Source organism: Microcystis sp. LE19-84.1B, assembly GCF_027531875.1.
Lineage (GTDB): Bacteria > Cyanobacteriota > Cyanobacteriia > Cyanobacteriales > Microcystaceae > Microcystis > Microcystis panniformis.
Map to the genome: position 1 here is coordinate 1 of NZ_JAPZSR010000127.1, position 20,942 is coordinate 20,942.

General features: G+C 44.5%; 19 protein-coding genes, 2 pseudogenes and 1 CRISPR repeat array. Of the genes and pseudogenes, 12 read left to right on the forward strand and 9 right to left on the reverse strand.

Translation table 11 applies throughout. From position 1 onward, the window contains the following. Positions 1 to 63: 63 nt before the first annotated feature. Positions 64 to 222 carry a PIN domain-containing protein gene (locus O9324_RS07460; RefSeq protein ID WP_288139863.1) on the forward strand — a complete coding sequence of 53 codons (159 nt, stop codon included), beginning with the start codon at positions 64 to 66 and terminating at the stop codon, positions 220 to 222. A 5-nt stretch (positions 223 to 227) separates the two neighbouring features. Here the strand turns inward: O9324_RS07460 and O9324_RS07465 are convergent, their stop codons facing one another. After that, positions 228 to 659: a type II toxin-antitoxin system VapC family toxin gene (locus O9324_RS07465; RefSeq protein ID WP_287630227.1), complete on the reverse strand. Its 432-nt coding sequence runs from the start codon at positions 657 to 659 to the stop codon at positions 228 to 230. Position 660: 1 nt separating this feature from the next. Continuing rightward, complete coding sequence (locus O9324_RS07470) at positions 661 to 873, reverse strand: hypothetical protein (RefSeq protein ID WP_046661792.1); 213 nt, start codon at positions 871 to 873, stop codon at positions 661 to 663. A gap of 534 nt (positions 874 to 1,407) precedes the next feature. On the opposite strand from O9324_RS07470, the gene O9324_RS27470 reads away from it, so the two are divergent. Next, the gene (locus tag O9324_RS27470) at positions 1,408 to 1,572 is read left to right on the forward strand and encodes a type II toxin-antitoxin system VapB family antitoxin (RefSeq protein WP_288139864.1); all 165 of its coding nucleotides are present in this window, start codon (positions 1,408 to 1,410) and stop codon (positions 1,570 to 1,572) included. 297 nt (positions 1,573 to 1,869) lie between these two features. Here O9324_RS27470 and dxs read toward each other — a convergent pair whose 3' ends face one another. The 4 genes from dxs to dapA form a co-directional block, all read right to left on the reverse strand. Beyond that, positions 1,870 to 3,780 carry a 1-deoxy-D-xylulose-5-phosphate synthase gene (gene dxs / locus O9324_RS07480; RefSeq protein ID WP_288139865.1) on the reverse strand — a complete coding sequence of 637 codons (1,911 nt, stop codon included), beginning with the start codon at positions 3,778 to 3,780 and terminating at the stop codon, positions 1,870 to 1,872. Between the two features lie 73 nt (positions 3,781 to 3,853). Beyond that, a complete protein-coding gene (gene larB, locus O9324_RS07485) occupies positions 3,854 to 4,624 on the reverse strand; it encodes a nickel pincer cofactor biosynthesis protein LarB (RefSeq protein WP_002777893.1) in 771 nt (256 codons plus the stop codon). A 181-nt stretch (positions 4,625 to 4,805) separates the two neighbouring features. Next, positions 4,806 to 6,554, reverse strand: a complete 1,749-nt coding sequence (locus O9324_RS07490; RefSeq protein WP_288139866.1) for a ribonuclease J — start codon at positions 6,552 to 6,554, stop codon at positions 4,806 to 4,808. A gap of 239 nt (positions 6,555 to 6,793) precedes the next feature. After that, positions 6,794 to 7,684 carry a 4-hydroxy-tetrahydrodipicolinate synthase gene (dapA, locus tag O9324_RS07495; RefSeq protein WP_272081446.1) on the reverse strand — a complete coding sequence of 297 codons (891 nt, stop codon included), beginning with the start codon at positions 7,682 to 7,684 and terminating at the stop codon, positions 6,794 to 6,796. On the opposite strand from dapA, the gene O9324_RS07500 reads away from it, so the two are divergent. Further along, the gene (locus tag O9324_RS07500) at positions 7,672 to 7,797 is read left to right on the forward strand and encodes a hypothetical protein (RefSeq protein WP_287633412.1); all 126 of its coding nucleotides are present in this window, start codon (positions 7,672 to 7,674) and stop codon (positions 7,795 to 7,797) included. The genes dapA and O9324_RS07500 overlap by 13 nt on opposite strands. A gap of 179 nt (positions 7,798 to 7,976) precedes the next feature. Here O9324_RS07500 and O9324_RS07505 read toward each other — a convergent pair whose 3' ends face one another. Then, positions 7,977 to 9,014: an aspartate-semialdehyde dehydrogenase gene (locus O9324_RS07505; protein WP_272081447.1), complete on the reverse strand. Its 1,038-nt coding sequence runs from the start codon at positions 9,012 to 9,014 to the stop codon at positions 7,977 to 7,979. Positions 9,015 to 9,338: 324 nt separating this feature from the next. Between O9324_RS07505 and tig the strand changes: the two genes are divergently transcribed. The 5 genes from tig to O9324_RS07530 all read left to right on the forward strand — a co-directional run bounded on the left by tig (position 9,339) and on the right by O9324_RS07530 (position 14,614). Further along, on the forward strand, positions 9,339 to 10,730 hold the full coding sequence (tig, locus tag O9324_RS07510; protein WP_287693195.1) for a trigger factor: 1,392 nt from the start codon (positions 9,339 to 9,341) through the stop codon (positions 10,728 to 10,730). A gap of 428 nt (positions 10,731 to 11,158) precedes the next feature. Beyond that, positions 11,159 to 11,860: an ATP-dependent Clp endopeptidase proteolytic subunit ClpP gene (gene clpP, locus O9324_RS07515; protein ID WP_002736918.1), complete on the forward strand. Its 702-nt coding sequence runs from the start codon at positions 11,159 to 11,161 to the stop codon at positions 11,858 to 11,860. A 10-nt stretch (positions 11,861 to 11,870) separates the two neighbouring features. After that, positions 11,871 to 13,205, forward strand: coding sequence for an ATP-dependent protease ATP-binding subunit ClpX (clpX, locus tag O9324_RS07520; RefSeq protein ID WP_287170001.1), 1,335 nt, complete (start codon positions 11,871 to 11,873; stop codon positions 13,203 to 13,205). Positions 13,206 to 13,226: 21 nt separating this feature from the next. Continuing rightward, positions 13,227 to 13,433: a hypothetical protein gene (locus O9324_RS07525; protein WP_288139867.1), complete on the forward strand. Its 207-nt coding sequence runs from the start codon at positions 13,227 to 13,229 to the stop codon at positions 13,431 to 13,433. Positions 13,434 to 13,756: 323 nt separating this feature from the next. Then, on the forward strand, positions 13,757 to 14,614 hold the full coding sequence (locus O9324_RS07530; protein ID WP_288139868.1) for an alpha/beta fold hydrolase: 858 nt from the start codon (positions 13,757 to 13,759) through the stop codon (positions 14,612 to 14,614). A gap of 12 nt (positions 14,615 to 14,626) precedes the next feature. On the opposite strand, the gene O9324_RS07535 is transcribed toward O9324_RS07530, so the two are convergent. Further along, positions 14,627 to 15,577 (reverse strand): undecaprenyl-diphosphate phosphatase, encoded by a 951-nt coding sequence (locus O9324_RS07535; RefSeq protein WP_502846577.1) that lies wholly within the window; start codon positions 15,575 to 15,577, stop codon positions 14,627 to 14,629. A 205-nt stretch (positions 15,578 to 15,782) separates the two neighbouring features. Between O9324_RS07535 and O9324_RS07540 the strand changes: the two genes are divergently transcribed. Continuing rightward, the gene (locus O9324_RS07540; protein ID WP_288139870.1) at positions 15,783 to 16,514 is read left to right on the forward strand and encodes a glutathione peroxidase; all 732 of its coding nucleotides are present in this window, start codon (positions 15,783 to 15,785) and stop codon (positions 16,512 to 16,514) included. 223 nt (positions 16,515 to 16,737) lie between these two features. Continuing rightward, entirely contained in the window at positions 16,738 to 17,271 is a 534-nt protein-coding gene (gene dps, locus O9324_RS07545) for a DNA starvation/stationary phase protection protein Dps (RefSeq protein ID WP_194033428.1), read from the forward strand. 42 nt (positions 17,272 to 17,313) lie between these two features. Here the strand turns inward: dps and O9324_RS07550 are convergent, their stop codons facing one another. After that, positions 17,314 to 18,597: a protein kinase domain-containing protein gene (locus O9324_RS07550; protein WP_288139871.1), complete on the reverse strand. Its 1,284-nt coding sequence runs from the start codon at positions 18,595 to 18,597 to the stop codon at positions 17,314 to 17,316. A gap of 332 nt (positions 18,598 to 18,929) precedes the next feature. Next, a CRISPR array of direct repeats spans positions 18,930 to 19,650; the repeat unit is 35 nt; unit sequence GTTTCCAACTAATCCTATTTGACCTAATAGGTAAG. A 543-nt stretch (positions 19,651 to 20,193) separates the two neighbouring features. Between O9324_RS07550 and O9324_RS07555 the strand changes: the two are divergent. Together O9324_RS07555 and O9324_RS07560 are read left to right on the forward strand one after the other, a co-directional pair. After that, positions 20,194 to 20,292, forward strand: a pseudogene (locus O9324_RS07555) (Uma2 family endonuclease); the annotation flags it as partial. 36 nt (positions 20,293 to 20,328) lie between these two features. Then, positions 20,329 to 20,927 (forward strand): annotated as a pseudogene (locus O9324_RS07560) (Uma2 family endonuclease). Positions 20,928 to 20,942: the final 15 nt, after the last annotated feature.

The window sequence follows — 20,942 nt, forward strand, 5'->3', positions numbered from 1 at the left end:
AATTAAAGCCTTTAAAGGTAAGCTTAAATGGGAAGGAAACCTTGAGGAAATGAGGCACAATCAATGATTCTTGTGGATTCTAGTGTTTGGATTGATTATTTCAATGGTTATAATACTACGGAAACAACAGAACTTGATTTACTGCTGGGAGTTGAGCCGATAGCTATTGGTGATATTATTCTCACCGAAGTTCTCCAAGGTTTTAGGGTTGGTTTTCCATAGGTAATTCAGTTGCCTGTCATCGTCCAATCTTCTGCTCTTAAACCGGCAATTTGCCCAAAATCTGAGAGATTTCGCGTCAGCAGGATAGCCTGATTAACCATTGAGATAGCAGCAATCTTCAAATCCATCGAACCCAAACGAGGGTAAGTTACCCGAAGTTCTTGAAAAACTTGACCTGCCTTTTCATCAAAGCCGACAATGGGAATCGTGCGATAATTAGCGAGGTGCTTTTCTAGCCTTCGATAGGCAACAACTTGGGTTTCAATCGAACTGGTCTTGGCTATGTAACTGAGCCATCCCCGCATTTGTTCTTCGTAGGTGATAATTGTGGTAGCAACTTCGCTGCTCGTAATAGCAGCCAGTTTTTTCAGCAATTGTTGTGCCGGTTGACCCCCGCGATCGAGAATACTAATATGATCGGTGTCAAGGAGATACATTTCAGGATTCGGATGCTTCCTCGGCTAATGGTTTTAGGGACTGACGGTACTCTTGACCAAACTGCATTGCCTCTTCGTAAACCGGATCATCAGCAAAAGTGCCGACAATTTTTTCCCACCAGGGAGTTTCGCTGACAGTAGGTAGCAAACGCTTAAGCAGTGCTACTTCAGCTTCTAAAGCTGCTAGTCTTATCTCTAGATCAGTGCTTAACATGGTTGATATATCCTCCTATTCTGCTCTTGCTCGAAGGTTAGGGACTTGCGTGGGAATAATATCCCAGCCAGAAAATCGCTCTGTAGAAGAATCAGACCAGCCAGATGGCACATTATCAAAGCGCAAGTCCCTTAGCTGCGAAGGCGCTCGAAGGCTCTCCCCCTACTTAGAGTGATCAGCAAACCTGATCGATCGGAGGGCGCAAGCTTTGCGCCCCTACAGTAACGGATTTTGTCCACAATGTAGGGGCGAACTGCGTTCGCCCAAAAGGTACATTATCAAAGCGCAAGTCCCTTAGCTTTAAAACAAAATTTGTTTCAACGCCAGAAGCCATACGATGAACTGATGAAACCATACACAGCACTCTGGGTAAAATTACTAATGAACGATTGTACACAATTCTGTCTTTAAGTCAAGTTGCTTTACAAAACTTCAAGCAATTTCTTGACAAAATTTAAACTTTTTTCTCATTTTTGAACCCTCAAAAATTAATCATGCAAGAGGTTTAATCTACTATACACAACTAGGGATACTATGAGAACTAACATTGTCATTGATGATCAACTCATGGCTGATGCTCTTAAAGCTACTGGACTCTCCTATTCTTTGTGTGATAAGTTTGACCTATATAGTAGTGATCGATCTTTGTGTCCTTTGTGTCTCTGTGGTTCGTTCCCCTCACTATTTAGGGCTTGCTGAATAAATGTGAAATGTAGGCAAGGTAGGGGTTTTGTGGCTTTTCTTGCGAAACAGGTGTAATATTTTGAGAGAATCGTCGTTCAAAACCTTGGGTCTTCATCGGCCCGCGTCCTGTAGGGGCGAAGCATTCGGGCAATAACCTATCGGTGAAACCGTAGATTTTCTATCCGAATGCTTCGCCCGTACTTTTTGCCGCAAACCCTATTTATTGCTGGCAGTCTTCATTGACTATCTAGATCAAAAAAAACCAGTCTTCCCTAATTTTTCGGGAAAACTGGACAAACTAATCTTGAGATTTTAACCGACGTTAGCGGTTTGTTTTTGGCTAAAAAATGCCGCTAAAACCTGTTGGGCAATCTGGGGACTGGTTAAACCCAAATCAGCGAAAGATTCCTCTGGTTTTGCGTGGTCCACTAATTTATCGGGAACCCCGAAACGCTTGACCGGAACTAGAATATTAGCATCCTGTAAAGCTTCCAAAACCGCAGAACCAAAACCACCCATCAAACAACCTTCTTCCAAAGTCACCACCTTACCAAGACGTTGGGCAAGGGGAAAGATAAGTTCTGTATCAAGGGGCTTGACAAAACGAGCATTAACCACTGTGGCTTCGATGCCGTGTTCGCTGAGGATTTCGGCCACTTGCAGGGAAGTATTGACCATCGTGCCGTATCCTAACAGGAGAACATCATCGCCACTGCGGAGAATTTCGCCCTTACCGATGGGTAAAGCTTCCCAACCCTCTTCCATCAGGGGAACCCCTAAACCGTTGCCCCGGGGGTAACGCATGGCAATGGGGCCGCTAGTATGATTAATCCCGGTTACGACCATTCTTTGCAGTTCTGCCTCATCTTTCGGGGCCATAATGGTCATATTGGGGATACAACGCAGGTAGGCGATATCGTACATCCCTTGGTGGGTCGGTCCATCGGCCCCGACAATACCGGCCCGGTCCATACAGAAGAAAACCGGGAGATTTTGAATGCAGATATCGTGAATAATCTGATCAAAAGCCCGCTGCAGGAAAGTAGAGTAAATGGTGACAACCGGGCGCATTCCTTCGCAAGCAAGACCACCGGCGAGAGTAACGGCGTGTTGTTCGGCAATTCCCACATCGATGTACTGTTTCGGTAGTTTTGCCTGAAATTTATCTAACCCTGTCCCGGTGGCCATAGCAGCGGTGATACCGATAATGCGCGGGTCATTTTCCGCTAATTTAGTGAGAGTATGCCCGAAAACTTTGGAATAAGCGGGAGGTTTCGGTTTACTGGAGGGAATCGGTTTACCCGTGGCTAAATTAAAGGGATTTTGGGCATGATAACCCACTTGATCTTTTTCGGCCCATTCGTAGCCTTTGCCTTTAACGGTGGCAACGTGGACGAAAACCGGTCCGTGGACCTTATGGGCCTGTTTAAAAGTGGCGATTAATTCGGGAATATTATGACCATCAATCGGGCCAAAATATTTAAAGCCCAATTCCTCAATGACAGCACCGACTTTGGGAACTGCTAACCGTTTCATCCCTTCTTTGACTCGTTCCATTTCGGGAGTGAGGGAGTCACCGAAGAAGGGTAGATTTTTCAATTGTTCTTCGAGATTATCAGCGATAAACTGGACGGGTTCGCTTAGACGAACTTTATTGAGATAACGGGAAATTGCCCCGACGTTCGGGGAAATGGACATCTCGTTATCGTTGAGAATAACCATGATGTTGGTGTTCGGTAAATGTCCAGCATGGTTAATCGCTTCTAGGGCCATACCCCCGGTTAAAGCGCCGTCACCGATGATCGATACCACCTTGAAATCTTCCCCCTTGGCATCCCGGGCTAAAGCCATTCCTAACCCCGCAGAAATGCTCGTGGAGGCGTGTCCAGCCCCAAAATGGTCAAATTTGCTCTCGCAACGTTTTAGATAGCCCGCAACGCCGTTTTTTTGGCGCAGGGTGTGAAAATCGTTATAGCGGCCGGTGAGGAGTTTGTGCGGATAAGCTTGGTGTCCCACGTCCCAAAGGACTTTATCGCGATCGAGATCGAGGGTTTGGTAAAGGGCGATCGTTAGTTCTACGACTCCTAACCCCGGTCCCAAATGTCCACCGGTAGCGGCGATCGTCTGGAGGTGTTTTTCGCGAATCTGACGGGCAATATCTTCTAATTGACGGAGTGATAAACCATGTAACTGGTTGGGATGAGTAATTTCACTTAGGTGCATATCGGCTTCTTTTTCAAAGTAGTTTATCCCTATACCAACTGTATAGGATCTTCAGTCTGAGATGAAGGAAAATCTAGGCTAATCTGGCCGCCGTGCGTAAGATTTGGCCGGCTAACATGGCGGCCCCAAAACCATTATCGATATTAACCACACCGATGCCGACCGCGCAGGAATTGAGCATAGTTAACAAAGGAGCAATACCGCCGAAACTGGTTCCGTAACCGATACTGGTGGGAACGGCGATCACCGGGCGATCAACTAATCCCGCTACCACACTTGGTAAGGCTCCTTCCATTCCCGCAACAACAATTAACACATCAGCAGCATCCAGTAGATGGCGATGATTCAAGAGGCGATGAATTCCCGCTACTCCCACATCCCAGAGACGCTGCACGGAAAAACCGCATAATTGAGCAGTAACCGCCGCCTCCTCCGCTACGGGAATATCGGCAGTTCCCGCCGTTAGGATGGAAATTATCCCTTTTGGGGGATTTTCTGGAGCGGCTGCGGCAATGGCACAGATGCGGGCCAAGGGATAATAAACTAAGTCTGTTACCTGTTCCTGTAGCTGGACTGCTATCTCTGCTTCAATGCGGGTGGCCATAACCACGGGACTATTTTGACGCAATACACCGATAATTTGGGCGATTTGAGCGGTGGTTTTACCCGGCCCCCAGATAACCTCCGGAAATCCCGTTCTTAATTGACGATGATGGTCAATTTTAGCGAAGTCTTCCACCGGTTCAAAGGCTAGATGTTTAAGTTTATCTAAAGCTGTCTCCGGGTTAATTTCTCCCCTGGCAACGGCGGTCAGCAGCGATCGCAAATCGGCAGCATGGAACATGGTCAGTTATCAGTTATCAGTTATCAGTTATCAGTTATCAGTGGGTAAGTTAACAGTTATCAGATTTGAGTTTTAAGTGAGCAGTATGTGTTAAGTGACCAGTATTAAATAGCAGTTTCTTGCCATCTTTTCACTGATTACTGTTCACTGATTACTGCTCACTGATTACTGCTCACTGCTATTAGGAGGCCATGGTAGCTGCGGGACGGCGGCGGCGATAAGTACGATTGTTCGCTGGTTCCGTTGCCGCCGCTTGCAGGAGGAAAATCACTAGAGGTTGACTCTTTAACTCCCGTTTGATTAAACGTTGCAAAGTCGTCTCGATTTCGGCCCGCAAACCGGCCCAATCCTGAACCCCCGTCGCAGTTTTAAATTCACCAATGCGATCGCTTAAACAGCGTTCGATCGCCCGAATAATTAACTGATTCAGCAGCGGGATTTCCACTTTTGTCACCACACCGCGCAAATTAATCTCTGGAGGTGCGCTTAATTGTCCCTCAGCGTTAACGAAGGCGGCGATCGTAATCACACCATCTTCGGCTAACTGTTGTCTTTCCTGCATAATGTGTTCGTGGACCACACCCGCTTGATCGACTAACTCGATTCCCGAAGGTACTGGTGCGCCGAGGCCAATGCGATCGCTGGTTAACTCGATCGTGTCACCATTTTTGACAATTACCATATTTTCGGCGGGAATCCCCATACTTTGGGCCATCTGAGCGTGTTTGACCAGCATTCGGTGTTCTCCATGCACTGGCACAAAAAACTTCGGCCGCGTCAAAGATAACATCAATTTATGGTCTTCTTGGGAACCATGGCCGGAAACGTGAATTCCCTTATCGCGTCCGTAAACCACGTTAGCACCCTGCATCATCAGACGATCAATTGTATTAACCACAGCGATGGTATTACCCGGAATCGGATTAGCGGAAAAGACAATCGTATCCCCCTGACGCGCACGAATATGAGGATGTTCACCCTTAGAAATCCGCGTCATGGCCGCTAAAGGTTCCCCCTGGGATCCTGTAGTTAAAATGACGATTTTATCATCGGCTAAATTGCGGGTCGCTTTCAAGGGTTCAAATATATCGTCGGGACATTTAATATACCCCAAATTACGCGCATGAGCGATGACATTTAACATTGATCGACCCACTACCACCACTTTCCGGTTAAATTTCTGGGCCAATTTCAACACCAGATTAATCCGATGCACCGAGGAAGCAAAGGTAGTAATCATAATCCGTCCCGTTGCTTGGTTAAAAACCCGCTCTAAACCGGGATAAACGGAAGCTTCCGAGGGAGTATAACCGGGTACTTCCGCGTTAGTGGAATCACTCAATAAACATAGCACTCCTTTCTCGCCATGTTCGGCAATTTTTTGCAGATCAAAAAATTCGCCATCCACGGGAGTATGGTCAATTTTAAAATCTCCTGTGTGAATAATTATCCCTAAAGGAGTGTGAATTGCTACACAAAAACTATCGGCGATCGAGTGGGTATTGCGGATATATTCCACCATGAAAGATTTACCTAAACGCACCATTTGCCGAGGAGCAACGGTTTCTAATTTGGTACGATTTACTAATCCTGCTTCTTCCAATTTATCCCGCAATAAAGCCATCGCTAGACGCGGACCGTAGATAATTGGTACATCAAATTGTTTGAGATGGTAGGGAATACCACCGATATGATCTTCGTGACCGTGGGTGACGATCATACCCTTAATTTTATGGCGATTTTCTCTTAGATAAGTCATATCGGGAAGCACTACATTGACCCCGTGCATATCATCGGAAGGAAAAGCTAAACCAGCATCCAGGAGAATAATCTCATCATCGTATTCAAAAACACAGGTGTTTTTGCCGATTTCGTGTAGTCCTCCTAGGGGAATGATCTTTAGTTTTGCTTGGGTTTTATCTTGAATCATTAGGTATCCTTTGATGGTAAGTTATGGTGATTTTTCAGGTGGTTTTTGTGGACGGGAAATCTCAAAAAATGGATAGTTAGACTTATTCTAACTAGGGAAATAACACCTAGTTAAATTCACTTAGTATCAATACTTTCTAGCAGTTCTAAACTATATTTCTTTTCTAGTTAAGCTATTAACATTATAACCTATTTCTCGAAAAAATCCTAGTTTAGTTAGCCAAATTTTCTAATATTTTTCTAGATTAAAGCCAATTCTTGCATAATTTTTGCTAATCCTTCTTCTAGTTCGGGACTTAGGGAACATAAAGGAAGTCTTAGACCCCCCACTTCCCAACCGACTAGATTTAAGGCCGCTTTAATTGGAATTGGATTAGTGGCACAGAATAAACCTTTAAACAGGGGAAATAATTTCAAATTAATCTCGATCGCTTTGGCCGCATCTCCAGTTAATAAAGCTTGAATCATTCCTTGGATTTCTTCTCCCACTAGATGACTAGCAACACTGACCACTCCCACCGCACCACAGGTCATTAGGGGTAAGGTGAGAAAATCATCGCCGGAATAAATAGCGAAATTTTCAGGAGTATGACAGTAAATCTTACAGGTTTGTTCTAAATTACCACTAGCTTCTTTTACCGCCACAATATTATCAACTGCTGCCAGTTTAATAATCGTTTCTGGGGTCATATTTTGACCCGTGCGACCAGGTATATTATAAAGCATCACCGGCAGATCGGGACAAGCTTTGGCAATGGTGCGAAAATGCTCATATAAACCCTCTTGGGGAGGTTTATTGTAGTAGGGAACCACTTGTAAAGAACCATCTAAACCCAGTTTAGCAGCCTGTTGGGTCGCTTCGATCGCTTCGGAAGTGGAATTAGAACCCGTCCCCGCAATCACTTTTCCCCGACCATTAACCGCTTTTTTGACAATACTAAATAGTTCGTACTCTTCCTGCCAACTTAGGGTGGGTGATTCTCCCGTCGTCCCACAGACCACTATACCATCGCTACCGTGGGTAACTAGATAATCGGCCAATTTTTCCACCATCCCATAATTAACTTGACCCTCGACGGTGAAGGGTGTCACCATCGCCGTAATTACTCGTCCAAAATATGTTTCACTCATTGATCAGTTATCAGTTATCAGTTATCAGTTATCAGTTATCAGTTATCAGTTATCAGTTATCAGCTTCTGAAGGCAAGAGGCAAAAGAAAGAATCTGGCAATCCTCCTAAGTAGGGAGGCACAATTAATTATTTGTAGGATGGGTTAGGGTAGGACCATTTAATTGATTATTATTCATTCTTAATCCTCCTGACTACTGACTCCTGGCTCCTAACCCCAACAACAATTTTTGATTTTTACCAGAGGTCTAGTTATCATCGCCTTGATCTAGCTGATGGCTGATAGCTTAATTATCAAACCGTTGCTAATCTGGAACCGACGAGATTTTTCTTAACTAAAAGTTCGGCAATTTGTACAGCATTTAAAGCCGCACCCTTGCGAATTTGATCGCCGCATAGCCACAATTCTAGACCGTTAGGATGGGAGATATCTTGACGAATGCGTCCCACTAATACTTCATCGCGACCGGTGGCATCAATTGGCATGGGAAAATAATTAGCGTCCCAATCTTCCACTAATTTTACCCCCGGAGCAGACTCAAGAATTTCTCTGGCCTTCACCACAGAAAAAGGCCGACTAAATTCTAGGTTAACCGATTCCGAATGGGCCCGCAGGACGGGAACCCTCACACAGGTGGCGCTAACCCGCAGCTCTGGACAAGCAAAAATCTTGCGGGTTTCGTTGACCATTTTCATTTCTTCCTCGCAGTACCCTTGACCATTAATTGGGGTATTGTGGGGAAAAAGATTAAAAGCGAGGGGATAGGGGAAGGAATTAGTGGGAGGTTGCCGATTGTCAAGAATTGCTTGTGCTTGCTGTTTTACCTCCTCCATCGCTCGCGCTCCAGCACCACTAGCGGACTGATAAGTAGAAACTACTACTCGCTCGATCGCCTGTACTTGGTGGAGAGGCCAGATCGCCACTCCTAAAAGAATTGTCGTACAGTTGGGATTAGCGATAATGCCCCGGTGATTGTCCACACTGTCGGGATTGATTTCCGGGACAACTAAAGGCACTTCGGGATTCATGCGAAAAGCACTGGAGTTATCGATAATCGTCGCACCGGACTCGACAATAGTTTTCGCCCAAGCTTTCGAGGTGGCCCCCCCCGCAGAAGCAAGAACGATATCCACGTCCTGAAAAGAGCGCTCGTTTACCGCTTCGATTAGGAGACTTTCGCCCCGAAAATCGAGGGTTTTTCCAGCAGAACGCTCGGAAGCCAGTAATTTTAGACTAGCGAGAGGAAATTGACGACTAGCTAATAACTCTAGTAATTCCGTTCCCACGGCCCCGGTGGCTCCTAAAATAGCGACCCGTACTTTTTGACTCAAATTGTGTGACCTCCTGACGAGTTGGGTGATGATAATGATCCGAAGAAATCGTTACAGTAAAAAATCTTTTTTGTCCACCGAGTTATTCTAAAACTTGGATTGATCGGCTTTTGATCAGCAAAATTTTCTGATTGGGCTTAACTGCCCCAAGGACGGAATAAATTAAATATACCCCATTGACCGCTAAAATAAAAAGATTGTGAGAGCTTGGGGAACAACTGCAGCTATTCCCCTAGAATATCATGAGCGGGACGGATTCACCGCAGGCGTAAACACCGCTCACCCTATTATAAACGTTCCTTGTCGTAAGAGCTAGAAAAATCAATGAAAGTTATTCAGGAAAAGCTTCCTGCCAGTCAGATAGGTTTAGAAATTGAAATTCCCGCCGAAACCACGAAAAACACCCACGAGAAAGTGGTAAATAATTTAGCGAAGTCGGCCAATATACCCGGTTTTCGCCCCGGTAAGGTTCCCCGTCAGATTCTTCTGCAAAGATTGGGAACTAAGGCAGTAAAAGCGGCGGTAATTGAGGAATTACTGGAAAATTGCCTCGAATCTGCCCTAAAACAGGAGGGGATCGAGTCCCTGGGTAATCCCCAGCTATTGTCTAAGTTTGAGGATTTGATCGCTACCTATGAACCGGGTAAAGCTTTGACTTTTTCAGTTTCCGTGGATGTGACCCCGACAATTATTCTCGGAGATTACGAAAATCTGAGCGTTACTGCCGAAGAAACCGTTTATGATCCCGAATCCGTGGAAAATTGGTTTAAAGAGCGTCAAGAACAGTTAGCGACATTGGTTCCCGTGGAAGATCGCGGGGCGCAGCTGGGAGATGTGGCGATCGTTGATTATCGGGGCAAATCCGCCGAAACTGGCGAGGATATCCCAGATATTGACGGCGAAGATCTGCGGGTGGATATGGAAGCAGGACGCTTTATCGAGGGTATGGTGGAAGGAATTATCGGCATGAAACCGGAAGAAGTCAAAGAGATGACTTTAACTTTCCCGGAAGATTATCCCAAAGAAGATGTGGCAGCAAAAGCGGTAATTTTTACCATTACGATGAAAGAGTTAAAGGCAAAGGAATTACCAGAGCTTGACGACGATTTTGCCCAAGAAGTCAGCGATCAGGAGACAATCGCCGAATTAAGAGCAAGTTTAGAGAAACGTTTCCAAGAACAAGCGGAGAAGGAAACCAAAGAAAGCATTTATGACGCTTTAACCAAGGAATTAGTCAAGGGTGCGACTTTAGATTTACCGGAGACGCTGATCGAAAAGGAAGTGACGCATATTTTGACCCAAAGCTTCATGGAATTTCAACAAATGGGGCTAGATGTCAACCAGTTGTTTACAAAAGATAATATTCCCAAAATGCGGGAAAACACCCGTCCCGATGCGATCGAAAGTCTGAAAGAGACTCTCGTGGTACAGGAATTGGCTAAAGTCGCCAGCATTGAAGTCAGTCCCGAAGCGGTAACGGAAAAAATCGCTAAAATCATGGAGCAATTGTCCGATCGCGACATAGATAAGCAGCGTCTAGAACAGGTGATCACCGAAGAAATGCTGGCGGAAAACACCCTAGCATGGCTGAAGGAAAAGGCTACTATCACCCTCGTCCCCAAAGGTTCCCTAGAGGAAGAAACAAGCGAGGAAGAGGAAACAGAAGAAACCTTCGCATTCACCGAAGTGGAAGTGTTGGCAGCCGAGGAAGAATAACCGTAAGGAGTTAGCAGTCGTGTTGGGGTGTTGGGGTTTTAGGGTATTGCTTGAATTCCCCCATTCCCCCATCCCCTGATCACTGATAGCTGATCACTGATAGCTGATCACTGATAGCTGATCACTGATAACTGATAACTGATTGGGGTGTTGGGGTGTTGGGGTTTTAGGGTATTGCTTGAATTCCCCCATTCCCCCATCCCCTGATCACTGATAGCTGATCACTGATAGCTGATCACTGATAGCTGATCACTGATAGCTGATCACTGATAACTGATAACTGATAACTGATGACTGATTCCTGCCAACAAAGGAAAACTTAGGGCATAATAGATGGACAGAAGTGCTAAAGATGCTTAACATTTGCCAGTAAAAGCTCCACAGCCAAGCAAAAACCCTAAGATTGTGATAGCGGAACCGAAAAAATTATGCTCGAATCGAGATCACCTGACTACCCAATTACCAGTAATTGTCGCCCTGCTATCTACGCCAACACGGGGAGAAACTCCCTAGCTAACGTTTTACCCGTGGTAATCGAACAGTCTGGCATGGGTGAACGGGCTTTTGATATCTATTCTCGACTCCTGCGCGAGAGAATTGTCTTTTTGGGAACTCCCGTCGATGATCAGGTCGCTGATTCGATCGTTGCCCAACTCCTCTACTTGGAGGCAGAAGATCCCGAAAAAGATATCCAACTCTATATCAACTCCCCCGGCGGTTCCGTTTATGCTGGACTAGCTATCTACGACACCATGCAACAAATTCGCCCCGACGTGGCGACAATTTGTTTCGGTTTAGCCGCTAGTATGGGAGCATTCCTGCTTTGTGGTGGCGCGGCAGGTAAACGGATGTCCCTACCCAGTAGCCGGATCATGATTCACCAACCCCTCGGCGGCGCCCAAGGTCAAGCTAGTGATATCGCCATCCAAGCCAAAGAGATCCTCTATATTAAACAGAGACTCAATACCATGCTGGCTCACCACACCGGTCAACCCTACGATCGCATCGCCAACGACACCGAACGGGACTTTTTCATGTCGGCCGTCGAAGCCAAAGAATATGGGTTAATCGATCTGGTGATTTCCCGTCCCGAACTGCCCGATCCTACCGTTCCCGTTACTTCCCTGTAAATAATAAACTATGTCTAAATACGACTCCCACCTCAAGTGTTCATTTTGCGGCAAATCCCAGGAACAAGTGCGAAAATTAATCGCCGGGCCGGGGGTCTATATTTGTGACGAGTGTGTGGAACTGTGTAACGAAATTCTCGATGAGGAATTGATGGAACCGCCTAGTCCGGTCGCCCCAGTGGAGGAACGTCCCAACAAACGGCGATCGGGCCAAAACAAAACCACTTGGGAACAAATTCCCAAACCAAGAGAGATTAAAAAATACCTTGATGACTACGTTATCGGTCAAAATGAGGCGAAAAAAGTGCTTTCTGTGGCCGTTTATAACCATTACAAACGCCTCAAAGATATCCAAACCCAAAAAGCCAGTGGCGGCAATCCGGAAGATAGCATCGAACTGCAAAAATCTAATATTCTGTTAATCGGGCCGACGGGATCGGGAAAAACCCTTCTAGCTCAAACTCTGGCCAAAATCCTCGATGTACCTTTTGCTGTCGCCGATGCCACCACTTTAACCGAGGCTGGTTATGTGGGGGAAGATGTGGAAAATATTCTCCTGCGTCTGTTACAAGTGGCAGATTTAGACGTGGAAGAGGCGCAGCGGGGCATTATCTACATCGATGAAATCGATAAAATTGCCCGTAAGAGCGAAAATACCTCGATTACCCGGGATGTGTCCGGAGAAGGGGTACAGCAAGCTTTACTGAAAATGTTAGAGGGAACGATCGCCAATGTTCCCCCCCAAGGCGGCCGCAAACACCCCTATCAGGATTGTATTCAGATCGACACCAGCAATATCCTGTTTATCTGCGGTGGGGCGTTTGTCGGTTTAGATAAGGTGATCGATCAGCGTCTCGGTAAAAAATCCATGGGCTTTATTCAACCGGGAGATGGCCAAGCTAGTAAGGATAAGGTAGCGGCAGGGTTATTAAAACAAATGACTCCCGATGATTTAGTCAAATTTGGCATGATTCCAGAGTTTGTCGGTCGAATTCCCGTCCTAGCGGCACTGTCACCCCTGGATGAGGAAGCTTTAATCGCTATCCTGACGCAACCCCGCAACGCTTTGGTGAAACAGTATCAAAAACTGTTGAAGATGGACAATGTACAGTTAGAGTTTAAATCTGATGCCGTCCTAGCGATCGCCCAAGAGGCCTATCGTCGCAAAACTGGGGCCCGGGCCCTACGGGGTATTGTCGAGGAATTAATGCTCGATGTCATGTACGAATTGCCCTCGCGCAAAGACGTGAAACGATGTTTAATCACCCGCGAAATGGTGGAAAAACGCTCTACAGCAGAGCTATTGGTTCATCCTTCCTCTCTACCCAGTCAAGAATCCGCTTAAGGGGAAAAATCGAGGTTAACCATGCTGAACACCGTTCCCGCGATCGTCAAAGAAGGCCAGATCGAACTCCTCGAATCCGTGCCGATTCCAGAGGGTACTAGGGTTTTAGTCACCCTCATCCCGGAGGAGACAAACTCGGATTTCTGGCAAAAAGTCAGCGAAACTGCACTGGCTAAGATTTGGGATAATCTGGAAGACGACATCTATGAACGATTACTCGAAGCTTGAAATCGTTCTCGTCCGTTATCCTTAAGACAATCGGAAGACTATCGGACACAGATGCGCGACGTTGGCAAAACTCTTGACGAGGATGGCTAGGTATCTAAGTAGGTGGGTGGAATTAAATATAAGATGAATGTAGGTTGGGTTGAAGCATGAAACCCAACGCCCGCATGGGTTACGCTACCGCTAACCCATCCTACAAATAATTGTACCTCCCTAAATCCGTTGAGTAACGCACAGAAAACGGGTTTCTCCGAGAAACCCGTTTTCTACTCATGCAAAAGGCAAAACGGAGAATAAATAATCAGTTTTTAATAACTGGATTTAGTATGAAAACTCAAATAATCGATAAAACAATCACTGTCCGTGGTGTTCCCCACTATTACGAGTGGATTCGGGGGTCAGAATCTGCCCAGAAAAAGCCGGTTATGGTGTTTATTCATGGTTGGGGAGGATCGGGACGCTATTGGCGATCAACGGCTGCGGCAATTTGCGATCGCTTTGATTGTTTATTGTACGATATGCGGGGTTTTGGTCGATCTAAATTGCCGGAAAAATCCCCCGATCTTTCCTACGATTTAGAAGAATATGCCCTTGATTTGGCCCTGTTTTTAGATAGTTTGGAAATTGAAAAAGTCTATCTCAATAGTCACTCTATGGGGGCATCGGTGGCGACTTTTTTTATTACTATGTACCCCGAAAGAGTGGTCAAAGCAGTTTTAACCTGTAATGGCATTTTTGAGTATAATAAAGCGGCTTTTGCTGCCTTCCATAAATTCGGTAAGTATGTGGTACAGTTTCGTTATGATTGGTTTTTAAAAGTACCTTTTGCCGATCGATTATTTATGGCGAGATTTTTGCATCGATCGATCCCAAAATCAGAAAGAATTGCTTTTTTAGAAGATTTTTTAGCGGCAGATTACGAGGCCGCCCTAGGCACAATTTATACATCTGTGAGTAAAAAGGCAGTGGAAATTATGCCTGGTAAATTTGCTGAGATTAAGGTACCAACTCTTTTAGTATCAGGGGAAAAAGATATTATTATCCCTGCCAAAATGGGCAAAATGGCGGCGGATTTGAATAATAATATCCAGTATGTGGAGATGGCTAATACCGCTCACTTTCCCATGTTAGAAGATGCCCCCACTTATCTAAAAAAATTGCAAGATTTTTTAGAAATTAATTAGAATGCCAAAAGGTCAGGAAAAACGCCCCCAGGCCACACCAATCAGGATAGTAACCCCGAAAAAGAGACGATACCAGACAAAAACCCAGGTACTCTGTTTTTTGAGATAATCTAATAACCAAGCGATCGAAAGATAGGAAAATATCGCCGAGGAAATTACCCCAATAGCCAGGGGAATTAGTTCACTGGTGTTAATCTGGTCGAGAACGCCTTTAAATTCCACTAAACCGGCTAAAGTTATCGCCGGAATCCCCAGCAGAAAGGAAAATCGCGCCGCTACGGCCCTTTCTAAACCCATGAATAACCCGGCAGTTAAGGTGGACCCAGAACGAGATACCCCCGGTATGAGGGCTAAAGCTTGGGCTAATCCCATTAAAACCCCGTCTTTTTGTCGCAAAGTCTCGAAACTGCGTTTATGTTTCCCGATTTTTTCGGCCGTACCTAAGAGTAAAGACATGACTATAGAGGCACAGGCGATCGCAGTCATGCTTCTCAGGGGGGAATTATCTAAATCGGGAATGAAAAGTTTTATTAACAAACCGAAGAAAACGATCGGAATTGTGCCTAGGATAATCCCCAGGGCTAAACGAAAATCCTGGGAACGATAATCGGAACTAGCCACCGCTTTCACCATTCCCGTGGATATTTGCCTTAAATCCTGCCAAAAATAGGACAATACCGCCGCAATACTGCCCAATTGAATCACTGCCGTATAGGTGACACCGGGATCCCCCCAACCCAAAAAGACGGGAATCGCTTTTAGATGAGCGGTACTGCTAATCGGCAAAAATTCCGTCACTCCCTGCACAAATCCCAAAAAAATCGCCTGTAACCAGTTAATTTTTGCCAGAGGTATGGCGCTAGTGGTTGATTGGGCAATGGCGGCGGGTGTAATCGCCAAAATCACCGTTATTATCGCTAGTCCTAGCCATTTATAGCTTTTTTTCAGGAAGGAAAACATCATTTTTCAGTAAAAAAAGGGTTGGGTGTTGGGTGTGGGGGGGGTTAGGGAAATTAACTAATCAATATTACTGCCTTTTGTCTATTTCCCATTCTCCTATCTCCTGATTTAAGTATAAATACTTGTTGACAACTCATAGTCGTTATGATTACACTTAATTTATACAAACTCGAAATGAGTACGACTTAGCGATTAGGAGTTGACGATTATGCTACCAAACCGAGAAGGGCAGAGAGTTCCCGATGTCACCTTTCCTGTACGTCAAAATAATCAATGGGTGAACATCACCAGCGAGGAATTATTCAAAGGAAAAACCGTTGTTCTTTTTGCCTTACCCGGGGCATTCACTCCCACCTGTTCCACCTCCCATTTACCCGGATATAACGAATTAGCCCCAGTTTTTCGGGAAAATGGCGTAGATAGTATTGTTTGCTTGTCGGTGAATGATACCTTTGTCATGAACGAGTGGGCAAAGGACCAAGAATGTGATAATGTCGTCTTGATTCCCGACGGTAACGGCGAATTTAGCGCAGGAATGGGGATGTTAGTCGATAAAGCTGACTTAGGTTTCGGTAAACGTTCTTGGCGCTATTCGATGCTAGTCAAAGATGGTGTTATCGAGAAAATGTTCATCGAACCGGAAGAACCGGGAGATCCTTTCAAAGTCTCCGATGCAGAAACGATGTTACACTACATCAACCCAGAAGCCAAAAAACCGCCTTTAGTCTCTCTTTTCTCGAAAGTGGGCTGTCCCTACTGCCTCCGGGCTAAGAAAATGTTAGAAGAAAAAGGCCTACAATACGAAGAAATTATCCTCGGACGCGATGCCACCAGTCGTTCTCTGCGGGCCATGAGTGGTAATACCACCACCCCACAAGTCTTCATTAACGGCAAGTTAATTGGTGGTTCGGAAGAATTAGCGGCTTATTTAGGAGCATAATTAATTAAGCTATCAGCTGTCAGCTTCTGATTTTTCAATTAATTAGCCATTTTTCTAGTTATCAACACTATTATCTAGCTGACGGCTGAGGGCGATGTTAATCAATTCTGAAAGGGGATGTGTATAGCTTGAGCTTAATTGTAGGATCAAAATCAGTCCCCTCTATACGGACACAAGTGAGAAAATTATCAAGTATTCTGTTAACTCATCAAGGAGAAAGATTATGGTAGCCACTCCAGTCAAAAGCAAAACCACGGGACAATACTACACCACCCGCATCGATTTAGCATTAGATATCCGCAAAGCTATGGTTGAAATCCTAAGCCAAACCCTTGCCGCTAGTTTGGACCTAAAAACTCAGGTTAAACAGGCCCACTGGAATGTCAAAGGTTTAAATTTCTACCAATTGCACAGCCTCTTCGACGAAATGGCCACGGAATTAGAAGACTATGGGGACATGGTAGCAGAACGGATTACCGCTTTAGGTGGAACCGCTTTGGGAACAGCACGCATCGCCGCCGCTAACTCGATTCTGCCAGAATATCCGGCTGATATCGTCGATGGTAGTGAACATCTCGTTGCTTTAGCCGAACGTTATGCCTTATACGCTTCCCATCTTCGTTCTGCTATTGATAGCACTGGCAATCAAGGGGATGCTGACACAGCGGATCTCTATACGGAAATCTCCCGAGACATCGATAAACGTCTCTGGTTCCTAGAAGCACATCTGATTAAATCGGAAGATGTTATCGGTTAAATATAGATAAATTTGGGGTGTGTTAACGTAGCTTAATACACCTTAAATTCTCGTAATCGGTAAACGTAGCCAATCGCTTAATTGTTGTGCCAACCAATCTAATTCGGCTTCGCTAACATCTTCACTGGCAGTGATAATATATTCTCGATGGTTGGCAACGAGAACCAGACAAGGAGGAATAATAGTAATATTTTCTCCCTCCATAGTGACAGTGACATTGTGACGAATGAGACTATAAATTTCGGAACTAGCGGCATCGGCAGTTAGTTTAAATTTTAGTCCCCAGAGTTTTTGATAGAGAGAAACTTTTTTGGGGGTAATTTTTAACTCTAGTTCCCCCTGCCAAAAAGATTTCCATAACTGCCAAGATAAACTAGAGGAGATTAAGTTGAGCAGAAAAATTAGGATAATTGGGATTAAAAAAGCGACCAGTTTTATATCGTAAATACCGACTATGGTTAAGAGGGTAATCGCAAAGAATAGGGATGGTAAAAACTGTCTTAACTGGGTTTTGAGATTATTGAAAAACTTTTGTTTGGTTTTACTAGCGATTTTTATTTCTAGGAGATTATCTGTTTTATAAACAGTAACTTCGCTGCCGTAGGGTTTGGTCAGATTGCCAATAGATACTAGGATCAATTGACAACTATATAAGCTGGCTAAAGCTTCTGTCACCGAACGAAAATGAGAGTCTGGGGGGGCGTTTGATAATCTTTTTAACCAATAGATGAAAAAAGCGCTTAGATTAGTTTTTTGCTCAAAGTTTTCGGGTATGTAACGATGCTTAATCCCCGTGGCTAAACTGATCAAACTTTTGCCTAGATCCTGTAAGTCGGTGGTGGGAGAATCGGAATCAAAGGCAAAATCAACTAGATAAAAACGATGGGACTGGGTATCAAAGAGGATATTACTAAGTTTAATATTGCCGTGGTTAATGGGGACATCCTGCTGATGGAGATAGGAGAGAATCTCCAAAAGATATTTGGCAATTTGTTTGAGATCTTGTTCTGCTAACAAATAACTGGAGTTAAGATAGTTTTCTAAAGGCTGCGCCGATAAATAAGGTCGGACAATAGCGATGATTGGTTCCTGGGATGAATCTATCTCAAAGCTATCGAGGTATTTGGGGAGAGATGGGTGAGAGAGTTGTCGCAATAGGGCAATTTTACCAGTTATTTCTCCGATAAACTGACTCCCTTGACCCCTAGGAACAGAAATAAGTTTAATGATAACTAACTGGGTGGTGTGTCTGTCCCTAGCTAAGATAGTTTTTTTTCCCAGTAACTGTTGGACTTGATAACGACTATGGAGAACTCGATCGAGCATGGGGGAGGATGGAGTAAGTAGTATCTCTAGGATAGCTCACTCTGGAAACCCTAGCCGCCATCTTTAGCATCCTTTTAATATTTTAACAATTGATTAAAAATTGCCGCTTTACCTAGAAAGAACTGCTAGGGCAGTCCTATTTGAGTTATTTTAATTATCTATTCGCCAAGGCTGCCAGCAAGGGGAGAGCAAAAGGGAACGGTGAGCATTTCTAAGACTGCCATGACTTTTTCTTGTTAGTTAATTGCCTAGGAATCCTAACGGATTGATAGGGGGAATTAACGGATAAAAAAATCGCTTCAATCCCTGCTTCTCCTGTTTCTTATGAGAAGGTTTCCAACCTTACCTATTTGACCTAATAGGTAAGGAGAGGAGAGCGGATTATAAAATCTCTAAGACTGCTGTTATCAAAGTGTTTCCAACTAATCCTATTTCACCTAATAGGTAAGGAAGAAGAGTAGGGCTAATTCATGAATTAGCCCTACTTTTTTAGTTTCCAACCTTACCTATTTGACCTAATAGGTAAGGTCTAGAAACTAAAGTCACGGAATCGGAGAAAACGATTGTTTCCAACTAATCCTATTTGACCTAATAGGTAAGGTCAAGGCAAATTCTAGGCTCTCCAAGAAGACCAACTCAAGTTTCCAACTAATCCTATTTGACCTAATAGGTAAGGAATAAGAGTAGGGCTAATTCATGAATTAGCCCTACTTTTTTAGTTTCCAACTAATCCTATTTGACCTAATAGGTAAGGACAGGTCGAGTTAACGGATATTTGGGATTAGTAGAGTTTCCAACTAATCCTATTTGACCTAATAGGTAAGGTCGGGGTCAAGTTGGCCAGTGGGGACTTTGATCGGGTTGTTTCCAACTAATCCTATTTGACCTAATAGGTAAGTAATTTCTTAGGAAGTCCTCGCCGGGTTGTGAAGCTAAAAGAGTTTCCAACTAATCCTATTTGACCTAATAGGTAAGGAGTCTTGAAAGCGATTGAGGGTAAAGTCTCTGAAACGACCTTGTTTCCAACTAATCCTATTTGACCTAATAGGTAAGGAGTACCCCTTGGAAAGTCTCATCGAGAGGGGAAGACAGACCCCCAAATCGACGCATCTCCAAAAAGGTGGTACTGGGGGGGGTAAAAGTCCCGATACCAAAGGGTAGAACCCTGACTGGGAGAGTAATCGACACATCTAACCAGAGAATCGGGGTTTTAGGTCGGGGAGAGACTGCATCGATTTTCAACCAAGAGTTAGGGGACAAGCTAGATGATGTAGAGATTTGGGGGTGGTTGAGGAGGAGAACCTCCCATCACCAACAATCTAGAGACAGCTTCTTCGGAAATCCCATAGAAGCGCTCATCATCCTCTTGAGGATTGACCCTTTCTACTACTTTAGCGTACAGTTTCCGCCTCTGGATGTGTAATTAATTTTGCTTAAGTAATTATCTGTAATTAATTGTCTAGCTACTTATTAAGGAAGGTAGCGGGGGTGGGAGTTTTTTTAAGGATTTTTTAACCCCAAAAATCCTCCGATTCTGGCGAGTCATTAGTATCATAGATAACAACAACAAGTTTTAGGTCTAATCCGATAAAAATCATGACCTACCTATCTCCTAAATTATTCACTTTTGAACATTTTTTGACTCAGTATGGAGATGACCCACGCTATCAATTAATTGACGGGGAGTTGCGAGACATGGAACCGGGAGCATCTCACCTTTGTAACCCCTAAATCAGGTTTTTATGTCAAGCTATTTTGAAAGCCTTGCTAGAAACCAGTTTTGGGGATAAGTATAATTACTCACTTGCATAAATGAGATGCTCCCCATGGAACCCACTGGACCTCAGGAATCCGTAGCGGGAAAAATCGCAGGAAGACTGTGGGGAGAAATTTTTCGATTACATCTACCCTGGACAATTCCTAAAAACTGTTTGCTCCGTCCAGAATCGGGTCAAGCTACTGCTTTACGTCCCGATGTCATCATTTTAGATGAAGTGGCTCTCAGCACCGAACCTCTCTGGGAAAAACAAGCAATTTTAACTAGCTCCCCAGCAATTAAATTAGTGGTAGAAGTGGTTAGTAGTAATTGGCAAGATGATTATGCACGCAAAGTTGAAGAATACTCATCTTTAGGTATTGCTGAATATTGGATTGTCGATTTTCGCGGATTGGGTGGCATCTCTTTTATCGGTAAACCCAAACAGCCTACTTTGACTATTTATCAGCTAGAAGGTGATGAATATCAACAAAAATTATATCGTCTTTATGAGCGCATTAGTTCGGCAGTTTTTCCCGAATTGTCTCTGTGTCTTCTCGATATTATGCCCTAAATCTCTAGTAAAATT

What these genes read in the sequence shown, in the direction of transcription:
- O9324_RS07460 (WP_288139863.1), top strand. Translation starts at nt 64, where the DNA reads ATGATTCTTGTGGATTCTAGTGTTTGGATTGATTATTTCAATGGTTAT.
- O9324_RS07465 (WP_287630227.1), bottom strand. Translation starts at nt 659, where the DNA reads ATGTATCTCCTTGACACCGATCATATTAGTATTCTCGATCGCGGGGGT.
- O9324_RS07470 (WP_046661792.1), bottom strand. Translation starts at nt 873, where the DNA reads ATGTTAAGCACTGATCTAGAGATAAGACTAGCAGCTTTAGAAGCTGAA.
- O9324_RS27470 (WP_288139864.1), top strand. Translation starts at nt 1,408, where the DNA reads ATGAGAACTAACATTGTCATTGATGATCAACTCATGGCTGATGCTCTT.
- dxs (WP_288139865.1), bottom strand. Translation starts at nt 3,780, where the DNA reads ATGCACCTAAGTGAAATTACTCATCCCAACCAGTTACATGGTTTATCA.
- larB (WP_002777893.1), bottom strand. Translation starts at nt 4,624, where the DNA reads ATGTTCCATGCTGCCGATTTGCGATCGCTGCTGACCGCCGTTGCCAGG.
- O9324_RS07490 (WP_288139866.1), bottom strand. Translation starts at nt 6,554, where the DNA reads ATGATTCAAGATAAAACCCAAGCAAAACTAAAGATCATTCCCCTAGGA.
- O9324_RS07500 (WP_287633412.1), top strand. Translation starts at nt 7,672, where the DNA reads ATGTTTCACTCATTGATCAGTTATCAGTTATCAGTTATCAGTTATCAG.
- dapA (WP_272081446.1), bottom strand. Translation starts at nt 7,684, where the DNA reads ATGAGTGAAACATATTTTGGACGAGTAATTACGGCGATGGTGACACCC.
- tig (WP_287693195.1), top strand. Translation starts at nt 9,339, where the DNA reads ATGAAAGTTATTCAGGAAAAGCTTCCTGCCAGTCAGATAGGTTTAGAA.
- clpP (WP_002736918.1), top strand. Translation starts at nt 11,159, where the DNA reads ATGCTCGAATCGAGATCACCTGACTACCCAATTACCAGTAATTGTCGC.
- clpX (WP_287170001.1), top strand. Translation starts at nt 11,871, where the DNA reads ATGTCTAAATACGACTCCCACCTCAAGTGTTCATTTTGCGGCAAATCC.
- O9324_RS07525 (WP_288139867.1), top strand. Translation starts at nt 13,227, where the DNA reads ATGCTGAACACCGTTCCCGCGATCGTCAAAGAAGGCCAGATCGAACTC.
- O9324_RS07530 (WP_288139868.1), top strand. Translation starts at nt 13,757, where the DNA reads ATGAAAACTCAAATAATCGATAAAACAATCACTGTCCGTGGTGTTCCC.
- O9324_RS07535 (WP_502846577.1), bottom strand. Translation starts at nt 15,577, where the DNA reads ATGATGTTTTCCTTCCTGAAAAAAAGCTATAAATGGCTAGGACTAGCG.
- O9324_RS07540 (WP_288139870.1), top strand. Translation starts at nt 15,783, where the DNA reads ATGCTACCAAACCGAGAAGGGCAGAGAGTTCCCGATGTCACCTTTCCT.
- dps (WP_194033428.1), top strand. Translation starts at nt 16,738, where the DNA reads ATGGTAGCCACTCCAGTCAAAAGCAAAACCACGGGACAATACTACACC.
- O9324_RS07550 (WP_288139871.1), bottom strand. Translation starts at nt 18,597, where the DNA reads ATGCTCGATCGAGTTCTCCATAGTCGTTATCAAGTCCAACAGTTACTG.